The organism is Bradyrhizobium sp. Pa8 (genome assembly GCF_052588265.1).
The window spans coordinates 2,492,443-2,507,406 of the sequence record NZ_CP176767.1; the positions used below are offsets into that span (position 1 = coordinate 2,492,443).

Genomic DNA, 14,964 nt, shown 5'->3' on the forward strand with positions numbered 1-14,964 from the left:
CCCGCTTCACGTGGGAGAAAGCACAGTTTTACGAGCGTAATGTGGCGGGTCTGTCTAAGCGCCCATCAGGGCGCCGACATGCGCCGTAACAGATTCTTTCAACCCTTGCAGGTCATAGCCGCCCTCGAGCACCGAAACAATGCGGCCCCCTGCGGACTTGTCGGCAAGGTCCATCAGCTTGCGCGTGACCCAGGTGTAGTCCTCCGCGCGCAAATTCAGCGAGGCCAGCGGATCGCGGTAATGCGCATCGAAGCCCGCGGAGATGACGAGAAGCTCGGGGCTAAATTTTTCGAGCCGCGGCAGGATCAGCTGCTCGAACGCGGCGCGGAATTCGGGTCCGCCGTCTTCGGAAGCGAGCGGCGCATTGACGACGGTGTCGTGGTCGCCGCGCTCGCCCTTCGCGCCGGTGCCCGGAAACAGCGGCATCTGATGCGTCGAGCAGTACATCACGGTCGGGTCGGACCAGAAGATGTCCTGCGTGCCGTTACCGTGATGCACGTCGAAATCGACGATGGCGGCGCGCTGGATGCCGTATTTGCGCTGCGCATGACGCGCCGCGATCGCGGCATTGTCGAAGAAGCAGAAGCCCATCGGCTTGCCGATCTCGGCATGATGTCCGGGCGGGCGCACCGCGACGAAGGCGTTGCGATGCTCGCCATTCATCACCGCTTCGGTCGCAGCCACTGCGCCGCCGACGCCGCGCATCACCGCTTCCCACGTGCCTGGAGACATCGAGGTGTCGCCGTCGATATAGACCTGACCGCTGGTCGGCGCGATGTGGCGCAGCTCGGTGACGTAATGCTCGTTGTGGCACAGCGTCACGAGATCGAGATCGCCTTCCGGTGCCAGGTCGCGCGTCAGGAACTGGAAGCGCTCCTGCGACAGCGCTTCCTCAACCGCCCGCAGGCGGTCGGGCCTTTCAGGGTGTCCCGGCGGCGTGACGTGGTCGAGGCAGGCCTTGTGGGAGAGGAGAAGCGTGCTCATCAGGTCGGCCTCACAGGGAACGGGCTCTTGACGTCGCTTGGCGCATCCCGAGCCAAAACGCAATGCAAAACGCAATCTAAGCGCTTAGGCGGGGATGGCAAAGGGTGGTCCCGGACAAGTCCGTTTGATCCGGATCAATTCACGCGCAGGATGCGGGTGGGCGGCAGCGGACCGATCGGTCCGTGCGCCCTGAAGAACGCGAACAGCGCGTCCGCGTCGTAGCCGCCATATTGCGGCGCTATGCCTTGTTTGGCGGCGGTAAAACCGTCGCCGCCGACGGCGAGGTAATCGTTGACGGTGACGCGGTAGCCGCTCCCAGGCTCGATCGGCTTGCCGTTGAGCGTCATCTTCTCAAGGCTGATTCGCTCGCCGAACGGTTTCGTCGCATCCCAGGTGTAGCTGAACCCGTTCGAGACCTGGAGAATCCGCGGGCGCTTCGGATCGAGCCATTGCTGTTCCAGCATATCCTTGAGCTGGCTGCCCGTGAGCGTCATCGTAACGAGGCGATTGCGGAACGGCTGGCTCGCGAACAGTTCGCCGAACGACACCGCGCCGTTCTCCTTCGGGACAATGTCGGTGCGGATGCCGCCGGGATTGGTGAGCGCGATGACAGCGCTGCCATCCTTGGCGTCCTTCGTCGCGGCGAGCTGCGCGTCCGCGATGACGTCGCCGAGCGCGCTCTCGCCGGCCTCGTTCGGCACGCGCGACAGCGTCTGCGTCACCGATCCGGCCGGGCGATTCGCAATCGGTGCCGACAGCTTGTCATAGGCCTCGATCAGGGCGGTCTGTTCCGGGTCCTTCGCCAGCGAGGCATTGGCGACGATGACGTTGTCGGCTTTGGCGCTGACGATGTCGCGGGTTACAGGATCGAGCTTGAGGTCGATCGCCGTGACCAGCGTGCCGTATTTGTCGCCGCTGGTGACGAGCCGCCCGTCGATGTCGCAGACATAGGCGCGGTGGGTGTGGCCGCTGACGACGACGTCGATGGCGCGGTCGAATTTCTTGACGATGTCGACGATCGGCCCCGTAATGGCAGGGCATTCATTGTAGTCGCCTGAGGGCTCTCCGCCCTGGTGGATCAGCACCACGATCGCTTCGACACCGCGCGCCTTCAGCTGCGGCACCAGCGCATTCACCGTCTCGGCCTCGTCGCGGAATTCGAGCCCGGCAATGCCTGAGGGCGAGACGATGCTCGCGGTCTCCTTCAAGGTGAGGCCGATGAAGGCGACGGGGATGCCCTCGAACTCCCTGATCTCGTAGGGCGGCAGCACGCTTTTGCCGGTCGCGGTTTCGATGGTGGAGGCCGCGAGATAATGGAATTTGGCGCCCGTGAAGGGATGCGGCCCCTGGCAGCCGTCGACCGGATGACAGCCGCCGTTCTGCATCCGCAAGAGCTCGGTCTTGCCTTCGTCGAACTCGTGATTGCCGACCGATGTGATCGCAAGCCCCATCATCGAGAGTGCCTCGACCGAGGGCTCGTCGTGAAACATTGCCGACAGGAACGGGCTCGCGCCGATCAAATCGCCGGCGGCGACGAAGATCGTGTTCGTGTGCCCCTCGCGCAGCTGCTTGACCAGCGTCGCCATGTACTCCGCGCCGCCGGCCGCGACCGTCACCTTCTTGCTCTTGTCCTCGGGATCCCCGATCCGGATGCCGCCCGGCGGCGGACGCAGATTGCCGTGGAAATCGTTGATGGCGAGAATGCGCAGCTCGACGGGCGCGGCGGTCTGGGCCGAGGCGGGGAGGGTGGCAAGAGCCAGTGTAAGGACGGTCAGGCGGAAAAGATGTCGCATGGAACCAAGATTAGTCTTTCCGCGCGAAGATTTCACGAAACCTTTTGTTGAAGCGGATCGCATGCCACGCGCTCCACCCGCCCCTTGAGGGGGCGGGTCGGTTCGCATGAAATGCGAACCGGGGCGGGGTGACAGACTATCCTGGCAAAAAGGTGCAGAAGAGTTTCCGCATACGAGTGAGAGTCTTTGTGTGGCTCCACCCCACCCCGCTCGCGCCTCGCGCGAACGACCCTCCCCCTCCAGGGGAGGGTGGCAGCAGAGCCCCTACCGCTTCTTCCGGTTTGCAAACGCCTTGAACGCGGCAATCGCCTCGTCCGACTTCAGCCGCTCGCCGAACAGATGAGCCTCCTGGTCGATGCGGCGGGTGAGCTCCTCGGGCGCGGTGCGCAGCAGCTTGCGCGAGGCCGCGACCGCCTCGGCCGGCAGCCGGCAGATATCGCGCGCCACCTTGCGCGCCTCGACCTCGGTATGTCCCGGCGAGACCACGGTGTTGACGAAGCCCGCCGCGTGCGCCTCCGCGGCGGTGAAAGTCCGCCCCATCACCAGCATCGCGAAGGCGCGCTGGTAGCCCATCGTGTTCGGCATCAGGAGGCTGGCCGCGCCGACCGGAACGAGCCCGAGATGGATATAGGGCGCGGAGAAGGTCGCAGCGTTCGAGGCGAGCACATAGTCGCAATGAAACAGCATCACGGTGCCCATGCCGATCGAGGCGCCATCGACGGCTGCGATGATCGGCTTGATGTTGAGGGCGAGCGAATAGAGAAATTTTGCGCCGTCCGAGAGCGTCTCGGAATTGGATTCGGCCTGCATGAAGTCGTCGATGTCGTCGCCGGCGGTGAACACGCCGGAGCCGCCGGTGATGATCATGCAGCGGATATCGGGGTTGTTCTGCGCGGTGTCGATCGCGCGGCTCATCTCGCGATACATGTCCTGCGTGATCGCGTTCTTCTTGCTCGGACGGCGCAGGGTGATGACGCGCGTTCCGCGCTCTTCGGTGACGACGATGTTGCCATTCGGCATGAGAGCCCCCTGCGGTCGCCGCGGCGCTTGCCTTTGGCGAGTCTCGCAAGCCTCAGCCTACATTATCTTGCAAGCCTGCCAATCCGCCCGCTCGACCTTTTCGAGAACGTCCCCGTGAGTCCGCCGCATGGCGCGCTGTCGTTTTTCTGATCGGGAACCGCACCGGACTATGCCGGTTGTATTGCTTCGCACATGCAGTTGCGCATTGCAACAAATGGCTACAATGTTTCATTTGAAAAACCGGGGGTTGTAGGGCACGATTGCCCGATGCCGGTTCCTTTGGCCGATTGTTCGTTTGATGATTGCCGCAACGGGCGTTGACGAATCCTCGCTGCGTTATCGCGGCTGGCGCGTCGTGCTGGCCTGTTTCCTGATGGCCTTCTTCATGTTCGGCTTCGGCCTTTATGGCCAGGGCGTCTATCTCGCCGAGCTCCAGCGCGCCCATGGCTGGCCGGGTACGCTGGTCTCTGCGGCCAGCACCTTCTCGTTTCTCCTCACCTCCGTGCTTGTCATCTTCACCGACGATCTGCTCGCCCGCATCGGGCTGCGCGCGCTGATCCTGTGCGGGCTGTCGGCGCTCGGCGCCTCGACCGTGCTGCTGGCGCTGATGCAGACGCCGTGGCAGCTTTATCTCGCCTATGCACTGATGTCGGTCGGCTGGACCGGCATGGGCACCGTGGTGATCGCCACCGTGCTGAACGCCTGGTTCGAGCGGCGCCGCGGGCTCGCGCTCAGCCTCGCCTTCAACGGCGCGACCTGCGGCGGCATCGTCCTCGTTCCGCTGTTGCTGTCGCTGACCGGCAGTATCGGCTTCCGGTCCGCCATGCTCGCCGCCACGATGGCGATGGTGGTGCTGGTGCTGCCGGTGGTCGTTGTCTTCATCGGCTGGCCGACGCAGATGTCGCCGGCATCGGGCGGCCGTTCGTCCGCTGGCATGTCCGCACCGGCGCATTCCCGCAAGACGCTGCTCGCCAACGCGGCGTTCTGGACCATGGTGCTGCCGATCGCGATCGCGCTGCTGGCGCAGATGGGATTCATCATCCACCAGGTGACGTTCCTCGAGCCGCTGATCGGGCGTTATGCCGCAGGCCTTGCGGTCACGATCATGGCGGCAATGGCGGTGGTCGGCCGCCTGTCGCTCGGCCTGTTCGTCGACCGGCTCGATCCGCGGCTCGCTTGCGCGGCGTCGATGACGAGCCAGGCGGCGGCGCTGTTCGTGCTCCTCCAAAGCACGAACCCGACCGTGCTGCTCGTCTGCTGCGCCGTCTACGGCTTCTCGATCGGCAACATGATCACGTTCCCGCCCTTGATCATCCAGCGCGAGATCGGTGCTGCCGCCTTTGCCGCCGCAATGGGACTGGGCACGTCGATCAGCGGCGTCGTCAGCGCCTTCGGCCCCGGCATCATCGGCCTCGCGCGGAGTTTCACCGGCAACTACACGAGCGCGTTTGCGATGTGTGTGATGCTCGATCTCGTGGCTGCAGGAATCGTGCTGTGGCGGCCGGGGAGAAGAGCGAAGCTCGCGGCGTCGTAGCCGTCACACTCGGTGTCATCGCCCGGCTTGACCGCGCGATCCAGTACGCCGAGACGTTTGTTGTTTTATCGAGAGGCCGCGGCGTACTGGATTCCCCGCTTGCCGCCTACGCTAAAGCTTCGGCGGCCCTGGACCTCAGCCCCGGCGAAGCCTTGGCGTAGCCGGGTCGCGGGGAATGACAGCGGAGGGGAGGAGACGCCTCGCCTCACATCGCGGTGGCATCCGGGCTACAACAACACCGCATCCGCCGCAGCGACCGACTCCGCGCTCTCTGTCACCGTGCGCTCCAGCGCGCCAGCCTGCACCGTGATGTTCTCGGCGAAGAAGCGCGCGAGCGAGACGTAGCGCGCGGCGTCGGTGTTGCCGTCGGCCTTCGCGGCGAGCGCCTCGGAGGCCAGCATGCAGCCGCCGAGCGTCGAGCCGAACTGCTGCAGATACGGCGTCGCGCCGGCGAGCGCCTCGTTCGGCGCGGATGCAACGCGTTCAAGCAGCCACTTGCTGGTGCGCGTCAGCGCCTCCAGCGCCTCGCGCAGCTTGGTACCCGTGGTGCCGAAAGCGGGATCGTTGGAGGCTTCGACCTGCTTCACGGTGGCCGCGAGTTCGTCGAGCAGCGCCCAGACCGCAGCGCCGCCATTGGCCGCGAGCTTGCGCGTGACGAGATCGATCGCCTGGATGCCGTTGGTGCCCTCGTAGATCGCGGTGATGCGCGCATCGCGATAGTGCTGCGCAGCGCCGGTCTCCTCGATGAAGCCCATGCCGCCGTGCACCTGCACGCCGAGATAGGCGACCTCGTTGCCGATATCGGTGGAATAGCCCTTCGCCATCGGCGTCAGCAGCGCCGCGCGTGCGGCGGCGTCCGCGCGGACCTTCGGATCCCTGGCGCGCGTGGAGACGTCGATCGCGACCGCAGTCGCATAGCAGATGGTGCGCGCGGCCGCGGTCTGGGCCCGCATCCGCATCAGCATGCGCTTGACGTCGGGATGCACGAAGATCGCGTCCGAGCCGTCGCCCGTCTTGCCGATGGCGCGTCCCTGCTTGCGCTCCTGCGCATAGGCCAGCGCCTGCTGGTAGGCGCGATCGGCGACGCCGACGCCCTCCAGCCCGACGCCGAGGCGGGCCTGGTTCATCATCGTGAACATGCAGCGCATGCCCTGGTTCTCTTCGCCGACGAGAAAGCCAATCGCGCCGCCATGATCGCCCATGGTCATGGTACAGGTGGGGGAAGCATGCATGCCGAGCTTGTGCTCGACGCCCGACGCATAGATGTCATTGCGCGCGCCGAGCGAGCCGTCGGCATTGACCATGAACTTCGGCACGAGGAACAGCGAGATCCCCTTGGTGCCGGCGGGCGCATCAGGCAGGCGTGCCAGCACGAAATGCACGATGTTGTCGGTCATGTCGTGCTCGCCATAGGTGATGAAGATCTTCGTCCCCTTGATGCGATAGGTACCGTCGGCCTGCCGCTCCGCGCGGGTGCGCAGCGCGCCGACGTCGGAGCCGGCCTGCGACTCGGTCAGCTGCATCGTGCCGGTCCATTCGCCGGAGACGAGCTTTTCCAGATAGATCTTCTTCAGCTCGTCGTTGCCATGGGCATCCAGCGCCTCCATCGCCGACGCCGTGAGCAGCGGGCAGAGGCCGAAGGCGAGGTTCGAGGCGCTCCAGATCTCGGTGCAGGCGGCATTGATCGCGAGCGGCAGGCCCTGGCCGCCGAAATCCTCGGGGCCGGAGACCGCGTTCCAGCCGCCCTCGGTCCAGCGCTTGTAGGCGTCCGGCCAGCCCGGCGCAGTCGTGACCTTGCCATCGCCAAGCTTGATGCCGTGCTCGTCGCCGACACGGTTGAGCGGCGCCAGCACGTCGGTTGCGAACTTGCCGGCTTCCTCCAGCACGGCACTCACGATGTCTCCGTCGAAATCGCCGTAATGGCCGGCCTCCACGGCGGCCTTCAAGCCGGCGCCATGGTTGAGCGACAGCAGCATGTCAGAGATCGGCGCGCGGTAGGTCATGGCTAACTCCCGTGGACAGGTATTGGCGCCGTATTCCCATGAAACGGGGGAGGTCTCAATGGCCGGAACGCCGGGACTGCGCCGGCCCAAAACGGCACCGCCGCCCGGCCTATTATTTATAAAGGGTGGCACGGCGAGCACCGGGCCCGGTCCTGGACCTGTGGTATTTTGCCCCTCCAGGCGGTTGAAATGCCGCGCCGCTCCCTATAGACCGGCTGCGACCAGCGGGAATCTGCGGTAGCCGGTTCTTCCGCCCGTTCCCTGGTCGCCTGTTGGGGCGTAGCCAAGCGGTAAGGCAGCGGATTTTGATTCCGCCATTCGGAGGTTCGATCCCTCCCGCCCCAGCCAGCGCAACGCCCTGAATTTTCTCGTTAAACAGCTTTGTTCTCGAGCGTGTTGCGGGCGTATTTGGAAACTCGGTTGCCCCGGCATTTGGAAATTCTGTGCTGTTTTCGTTTCCACCCAAATTGCGAACCCACGTTGGGTGCATCTAGCCTGCCGATTGTGCCTCCAACGCCAATGGTGACGGGTTACGGGCGCGGCGCATCACATGCGCAGCTGAGCGCAAGCATCGACTTGATTCCTTCAATGCTAGGGTCAGCCGCAGGAGGTGGGGCTCGGAGTGCTACTCAAGAAGCGTTGTGGCGGACGCCAGTGTCGCTCATCTGATCTTGAGCTTCAGCTGCATCGCTATGCGGGTGTTCAAACTGCTTTTGCGCCAGGAGATGCGCATGCCGCTTACGGGTCGCCGCCAAGGCTCGCTGCATCGTTTCCTTGGCGTAGCCACGGTAGGCTTGTGCCGTTTTGTGCCCTGACAGCGCGCGGCCCTGACCATCCGTCAGCTCGGCTTCTTCCAATTCGGTCATGCCGCCGTGCCGGCATGAATCGAGCGTGAACAGCTCCGACACGCCGTCGATCTTCTTGCGCATCTGCTGCACGACTTTTTCCATGCCAGGGTAAGACCAGACCTTAGCCACACCCTTATATTCCCCTCGCTCGATTTGACGCATAATCATGGGAACACCGAGCTTTGGAAGATGGCCTAAGATGTCTTCCGCTTCGGCATAGAACTTGACAATCTCACCATCCAGATTGTCCTCAATGGGATGCCAGACCAACGTCTTGTTCTTGTGGTGCTCGATCCGCACCGCGTGTGGCCAGTTCTTGCTTCGATAGTCTGGCCAGCTCAAAAAGCCGGCCACGACATTCTCTGGCCGCTGCAACCATTCAAAGCAAATTACCGCAACCGCGGCCGGCTCAGGTCGGCCGTGTTTGATGCACCCCCAGGCAAACCGGTAAACCTCTTCGCGCGTGACCGCATGCTTCTTGGTCTTGGTCCGAGACTTAAGGGTGAAATCATCCCAGGGATTCGGGTGCTTCTTGTCGAACAGATCTGGGTGCAGCCGACGCATGATACGCCAGACCTTGCGGCATAGCCCGACGACCTTTTCACCTTGTCGAAGCCTGACACCGTTCGGCCCGTTGATGATCCTGTCGTAGATCTTATCAGCTGCTCGCGGGGTAACTTCCCGGATCTGCCGCTCGCCGATGCGTCGGCCGCTCTTGCCGACAGTATCGCAAATCATCTGCATAATGCGTTCGTAGTCGGGACGAGATCGCGATGAGACCTTCTCGGTGTAGGCCTTCTCCGTCTTGTATTGTCGAAACAGCCAATCGATTGTGCCATACCGCGCGATCTTGCCTGGCTCGATTGGTCCTCCCTTACGGCGGTCGTTCCAGGCATCGAACAGGGCATTGAGTGTCGCGGCGCGCCCTCCTTTGCCGTCGTCACCGCACGCTACTTCGTACCTTGTCCCCAATGGCTCGTTGGCCATTTCACATCCAAGCTTGCGATAATGTGTGGGAATGCGGAAGTAGAAACCAAGAGGGCTGCGGGCGAGCCGGCGCACCTCCACAAACCGCGGTAGAGGGCGCTCGAGCGTCACAAATCCTCGGCGAGGTCGCCCGGCGCGAGGTCCGGGGCAATGGCCCGGTCCAGATCGTCTCTCAGCCACAGCTGACGTCTTCCTTCCTTTACACGTGGCTGAGGATACTCGATGCCGACTCGTTTGAGAAATGCTTCGACGGAAGATTCTCCGCAATATCCTGCTGCGATTGCAGCCGGCATACGGCGAGGCCACGAACCGGCTGGAATGATGGCAGAGCGTCGCATTATCGGGCCAGAAACGCTGACGTCAAATGAAGCAGAATGAGTAATTTCGGGATCAGCAACGACGGCTGGGTGCTTCATAGAAGAGTCTATCGGTGCTTGTTCCCGGGGCCGAGCTGTCGATCGCAATCAAACATGCGCGCAGGAACTGCTCAACTGCAAGCCAAGCAAGGTTACCGCAGCTTGCGCTTGGATCGGGTTGCTAACGTCATCTGGATATGACTGGCCGCTGATTGGTCTAGTCGATCATATTCATGTTATCGCACTGCTCATGGGGCTCAATCGTATGGGCGCGTGCGGCTATCGCCGCACCGGGCTCTCGTGAACCGAGCCGCGTTGCGTCTCGGCCTTCGGCTTCGATCCCTTGCGCAAGTACTAGATCAATAATGTGTCGCTCGCCGGAGGCACTCGCACGAAGGGCCGCCGCTTCGCGGCACCGCTATCACTGCCCGTCGCGCGGGTGCCTTCTTAACCGGTCTTCTCTAACCGGGGTTGAGACGTCAAGTACGAAATCTGATCCAATTACCGCATTGTGGTTGTGCCTTCCGAACCTACCGTGGTGTCAAAGCTATCCGGCGATCGCGCTTCTCTTCGAGGTCGGGATCCCCGCCTCATGATGATGTTCGTGAAGAAGTGGCGGGACCATCTCGGGGACGCAGTCGCGGAGCGATTTGCTCGCGCTGCAGACCGGTTATCACCCTCGCCATTCCTCGTCCTACCGGACTCCTTGACAGCCTTTCGGCCGTGTTCTGCTGATCAGTGCATTCGGATGTTAGGCTGCCGCTGCGACCTCCGATCTTTCCCACCGGAAGTCGCTGCCGTCGCACCACATACGGTGCAGGATGACGGATATCTTGCGAGCCACGGCTACCAGCGCATTTTTCATTGAACTACGCTTAGCGATGCGGATGCCCCACGCCTTCAACGAGCACCACCGTTTAGTGTTGACCATTAATGAGTGCGCGGCTTCAAAGAGGTGTTCTCGAGCAAAGGCATCGCCGCACCGGGTGATGCGCCCGTTGTAATCGACCTCTCCCGACGCGTATTTGCCTGGGGTCAGTCCAAGATGGACACCAACATGCCGTGATTTACGGAAGCGGCCTGGATTATCGATAGTCGTCTTGAATGCCAAAGCTGTCAGGGGACCAACGCCAGGAACCGTCATGAACCGACGGCAAGTAGCATCGCTCCGAACCAGGCGCCCAATCAGGCGCGTCAACACGCGTGCTTGTTCGCCGAGCATGCGCCGGGCTTCGAGCAATGGAACGACGAGGGCCTGTAAATCTCCATCAGCCACGATCAGCCCGCGGACACGTTCTTCAAAGCGGCTTTGGCCGATAAGCCCCACTTTGAATCCGAAGGTTCGAAGTGCCGCCCGAATATGATTGTTGAGGTCGCGTTGCTTGTCGAGCAGGCACCGGCGACTGCCCATCAACGCGCGCAGCTTTTGGCTGTCTTCAGATTTGATGTGAACCGCCTTAAACCACCCTGTTCGCATCATTTGCGCAAGCGCACGAGCATCGTTGCGGTCCGTCTTGACAGTTTGGGCTTGCATCACGCTCTTTGCGTGCCGGGTCTCAACACAAATGACGGGTAATCCGCCTTCCGAAAGCCCCTTGTGCAGCCAGGAGGAACATTGGCCGGCTTCTAGCCCAATGCGCTGCAAAGCGAAGCGGGTATTTCTCAGCCAGGAAATTAGCGCCTCGGGTTCGGTATCCGTCACTCCTTCCCGGACGATATTTCCATCTCGATCAACGATGCAGATCGCGGTGCGCTTCAGAGACACGTCGAGTCCAGCGAAGTAATTCATCAGGATCTCCAGCTCATCTTGTTGGGCGAATCGATCGACGTATTATGCGCCCGAGAGGTCGGTGCCCGGTTACTTCATCTCGCGACTGCACTCGGTCCCGGGTCCCGCCGCTACGCGTCGGCGCTATGCTGACCCTCTTGCGGGTGCCTCTTTTGATTGTCTCACTTTTGCTCTTGTTTCCGACGTCCTGCTTTCACCCGCGGAGACTTGCTCAACATTCTAATGCTTGAAGTCTATGGGGCTCCGCCCCTCGCGCGCGCCAGGGTGAAGCGCCGGCTATCGCCGACGCCGCCCCGGGCGGTCTCCCCGGTCTTCCGTGCTTTTGCTGGGTCTTCACCTTCTCGAACTGCTGACATGCGCCCGTGCAGACCCGCTTCTCACGAGCGGCCCTTGCGGGCGGGTGATCCCCTCCGCCCGGGGCGCCCTGGCACTTGCTACCCCCGGTCTCGCCGACGGGCAGGGGTACAGGCGCGTGGTGCGCCTTGCACCCATGGAAGCAAAAGGAAGAATGATCATGTCGGCCAAGTCAGTTGAAATCATTCCCGCGAGCGGGACGGAGACTTTCATTCCGCTCAACAAGCTGAAGAAGTCACCGAACAATGCGCGCAAGACGCCGCATAGCGAGGCGGCGATCGAAGCCTACAGAGGACCGCTTCTGGCCCATCAGCGAAGTGGCGACACCTTTCATTGAGGTCCGCTTGGTGGAGTAGAGCGGACTGATTTTGCTCACTCTGAGTTCTTCGCATTTTGACCCGAAGGCGAAGTCGCCGCTGTCCGTATGCATGTCCGATAATAGGGGCCGAGCCTACTAGTTGTGCTCGCGGCGAGTCTTTCCGTTGATGAGTGCGGCCCATCGCCTGGATATCCAATACGTCGCTGAGCGAGGCGACCGATCATACGTCGGGCGGCAGTGGATGGCATTGTGGCCTGATCAGTCATTCACGCCGATGTCCGTAAAGAGGAACCCCGTTGGCGTCTTGGTAAAGACGTAGATGGTCTCGCCGCAGAAAATGGAGTAATAGTCATTTTTGTCTTGATCACGATCGTAGACGGCCTTGCCGCGCTGGATACACGCGCGATCTTTCGTCGTGAACGAGGTCCGATAGGTTTTGGCGTGAAATTGCGCGGCGTCGCGAATTGCGCTGTCGTTCATGAACGGCAATCGTGTCATACCGGCGACGGCGGCGGGGTCGTTTGCTTTCAGCGCCGCGCGAAACTTCTCGATGAAGCCATCGAATTCCTTCTGCAAGGCAGGAGAAGCGACGGCGTTCTTCGGCGCCGCGCCGACGACTGGAGCAAGGTTCACGAGAGCGATTGCAAGCATAATTCTCAGCAAAAATTTCACGGGTCGGCTCCGTCCATCGACTAATCAAGGTCTTCCGGCTGAAAGAAGTCCCTGGTGTTCTGTCGCATGAAGGACTTTCTGGTTCACCGGCGCCGCGTTGACCCCGCCCAGGCGTGGACCGACAGCATTCGCCGGAGCATGCGCTGGCATGTTTTGCCGCGCCTGCTTAAGGCAGAAATTGGCCCATAGCTGATCTTGCCGCGCTGCGCGCCCAACGTCAGCTTGTGACCCAAACCAGAAGTCTGGCATCGCCTCGTTAAGTCGAGGGAACACTCGCCAAAGCATTCATTCTTCCGGCATCCCGGCCTTACGCAGACCCTCGATAGCCCGGTCAAATGTTGCACGAACGCGTGGATCGGCGGAGGAAGGTGGTGCGATCGCCTTGAGCGCCGCGACATTCTTGACTTTAGACAGCACAGCGCGGCGCTTTTCAGCGTCACGAGCCTCCGCATCATGGCCGCTCAATGCAAGCGCGGCGGCGATTGTGCCGAGCGGATTTGATCCTATGTTTGGATTGATCGCGATCGACCGGCGCGCCCATTCGATCGCCTGATCGTACTGCTCCAGCCCGAAAAAAGCGTGACCTTTGCCCATATACCAAAATGCCAATTGTTGATTCTGCGGACTGAGCCGTATCGCCTTGTCGAAAAATTCGTTGGCCTTTTCATATTGCCCGATGTCAACGTGTATATGGCCCAAAGCCCCGTAAGCCTCTGCAGCGTTGGGGTCGAGTGCCAGCGCACGTTCGAAGTCAGCAATCGCATCGTCGAAGCGCCGCTCGACAATGAGTACATTGCCTTTAGCCACATGACCCAACGCGTTGTTGGCATCAACGGCGATCGCGCGCGACGCCAGTTCGTCAGCTCGCTTTAGGTCGGTCCGGGGATCGGTACTGCGGCCGAACAGGATCGGCACAGAGTACCGGATAGACGACATGGACAACGCAGTTACATTGTTGGGATCGGCGTTGAGCGCCCGCTCGCAGGCCATTCTCGCTTCCTTACCGACTAGTCCGGCTTTATCTACAACTGAGACGAGGCACTCCGTGGTCAAATCTAGAACGTCGGGGTTGGTGGCAATTGCGCTTCTTTGTGCCTCAGCTTTTGTCAGCTCATAGCGTGCGCCCGAGTTGATGCGCGCGACGATTTCGTCCTGCATCTGCATCAGATCGGCCCGAGCGGTATCAAACTGATCCACCCAGAGATGCGCACCGCTATGGGCATCGATGAGCTGGGCATTGACCCGCGCCCGGTTCTGGTGTCGCTGCACCGAGCCTTCGAGCACGTATCGAACGCCGAGATCCCTGCCGATCTGCTTGACGTCGATATCCTTGCCCTTGTAGGTGAAGGCGGTGTTGCGCGCGATCACGCGGAGTTTGAAAACGCGCGACATGCCGGTGGTGAGATTTTCGGTAATGGCATCGGCGAAAAAGTCCTGGCTCGGATCGCCCGAGAGATTGGCGAAAGGCAGCACCACGAGGGAAAAACGCGCGGCCTCGGCCTGCGTCGGCCCTTGCTTCATGGGCGCGAACAGTTCCGTTGAGACTGTGCGGTACGTCGTCCAATAGCCGGTTAGCCCGGCCAGCACCGTGCCCACGGCGGCGAGACCGGCTACGAGGCCGCTGATCCTTCCCCACGTCCACCGCCGAACGTCCGCCTTTGGCGCTGACGTGCCGGATCGAAGTACCTCGATCTCTGCTTTGGGTTCTTCCGTGGTCATGAGCTGATCGCCCATCACATCGGCGGCGATAATAGCGGCAGTTCGCGTTTTGATCTACGTCAAACTCGACCGTCAATTCGGACGGGCGGCATCTGTAAGGGAGTGTGAGCCCCGTCAATGGAACGAGCGCTGGTACTGAAAGGTCCGCTGGCAGCGTTTAAGTGGAGTCTACAACGCTTGCCGAGTGTTGCCCGGAAAAGGGGGCTCGAAATGTCTCTTGTTGGCCCGTTTGAGACCTGGCGAGGGGTAACTAAAGATGTCCGCTCACTGGGGCTGACCGGACGTCGTCTCGGGAGAACCAAACCGACGCGATTGACCCAAAGCGGACCTCTGCTGAGATCCGCTATTGCGCCACTATCAGGGGCACAGCGGACCTCATACGCACCCTGACTGCCGGACGTTCTGCGAGTACAAGCCTCGGTGCGCCTCGTGAAACCGGCTCAAGAACCTTCAGCCGTTTCGCTGCGCGGCTGGCGGATGGCTTCCTCGGGCGTGCCGATCCTCTGCCATGATGCCGGCATTCATGAAGCCGACGCAGGTCGAGACATCGGACGAAGGCCATCTCGTGCGTGACCAGCATGATGAT

10 protein-coding genes and 1 tRNA gene are annotated in these 14,964 nt (G+C 61.9%); 3 read left to right on the forward strand and 8 right to left on the reverse strand.

The genetic code is table 11. The features are described from left to right. Window positions 1-54: 54 nt before the first annotated feature. The 3 genes from ACKWRH_RS11390 to ACKWRH_RS11400 form a co-directional block, all read right to left on the reverse strand. Window positions 55-984 (reverse strand): histone deacetylase family protein, encoded by a 930-nt coding sequence (locus tag ACKWRH_RS11390; protein ID WP_445220589.1) that lies wholly within the window; start codon window positions 982-984, stop codon window positions 55-57. A 134-nt stretch (window positions 985-1,118) separates the two neighbouring features. Beyond that, window positions 1,119-2,777: a bifunctional metallophosphatase/5'-nucleotidase gene (locus ACKWRH_RS11395; protein ID WP_445220590.1), complete on the reverse strand. Its 1,659-nt coding sequence runs from the start codon at window positions 2,775-2,777 to the stop codon at window positions 1,119-1,121. 264 nt (window positions 2,778-3,041) lie between these two features. Continuing rightward, window positions 3,042-3,797, reverse strand: coding sequence for an enoyl-CoA hydratase-related protein (locus ACKWRH_RS11400; protein ID WP_445220591.1), 756 nt, complete (start codon window positions 3,795-3,797; stop codon window positions 3,042-3,044). Between the two features lie 298 nt (window positions 3,798-4,095). Between ACKWRH_RS11400 and ACKWRH_RS11405 the strand changes: the two genes are divergently transcribed. Then, entirely contained in the window at window positions 4,096-5,331 is a 1,236-nt protein-coding gene (locus ACKWRH_RS11405) for an MFS transporter (RefSeq protein WP_445220592.1), read from the forward strand. Between the two features lie 227 nt (window positions 5,332-5,558). Here ACKWRH_RS11405 and ACKWRH_RS11410 read toward each other — a convergent pair whose 3' ends face one another. Next, complete coding sequence (locus tag ACKWRH_RS11410; protein ID WP_445220593.1) at window positions 5,559-7,334, reverse strand: acyl-CoA dehydrogenase; 1,776 nt, start codon at window positions 7,332-7,334, stop codon at window positions 5,559-5,561. 273 nt (window positions 7,335-7,607) lie between these two features. Between ACKWRH_RS11410 and ACKWRH_RS11415 the strand changes: the two genes are divergently transcribed. Beyond that, window positions 7,608-7,682, forward strand: a tRNA-Gln gene (locus ACKWRH_RS11415). Between the two features lie 281 nt (window positions 7,683-7,963). Here the strand turns inward: ACKWRH_RS11415 and ACKWRH_RS11420 are convergent. Then, window positions 7,964-9,280, reverse strand: coding sequence for a hypothetical protein (locus tag ACKWRH_RS11420; RefSeq protein WP_445220594.1), 1,317 nt, complete (start codon window positions 9,278-9,280; stop codon window positions 7,964-7,966). 996 nt (window positions 9,281-10,276) lie between these two features. After that, on the reverse strand, window positions 10,277-11,314 hold the full coding sequence (locus ACKWRH_RS11425) for an IS110 family transposase (RefSeq protein WP_445216676.1): 1,038 nt from the start codon (window positions 11,312-11,314) through the stop codon (window positions 10,277-10,279). Between the two features lie 472 nt (window positions 11,315-11,786). On the opposite strand from ACKWRH_RS11425, the gene ACKWRH_RS11430 reads away from it, so the two are divergent. Beyond that, a complete protein-coding gene (locus ACKWRH_RS11430; protein WP_445222651.1) occupies window positions 11,787-12,005 on the forward strand; it encodes a hypothetical protein in 219 nt (72 codons plus the stop codon). 240 nt (window positions 12,006-12,245) lie between these two features. Here the strand turns inward: ACKWRH_RS11430 and ACKWRH_RS11435 are convergent, their stop codons facing one another. Both ACKWRH_RS11435 and ACKWRH_RS11440 read right to left on the reverse strand, forming a co-directional pair. Next, complete coding sequence (locus tag ACKWRH_RS11435; RefSeq protein WP_445220595.1) at window positions 12,246-12,659, reverse strand: hypothetical protein; 414 nt, start codon at window positions 12,657-12,659, stop codon at window positions 12,246-12,248. A 285-nt stretch (window positions 12,660-12,944) separates the two neighbouring features. Further along, window positions 12,945-14,378: a tetratricopeptide repeat protein gene (locus tag ACKWRH_RS11440; RefSeq protein ID WP_445220596.1), complete on the reverse strand. Its 1,434-nt coding sequence runs from the start codon at window positions 14,376-14,378 to the stop codon at window positions 12,945-12,947. Window positions 14,379-14,964 lie beyond the last annotated feature (586 nt).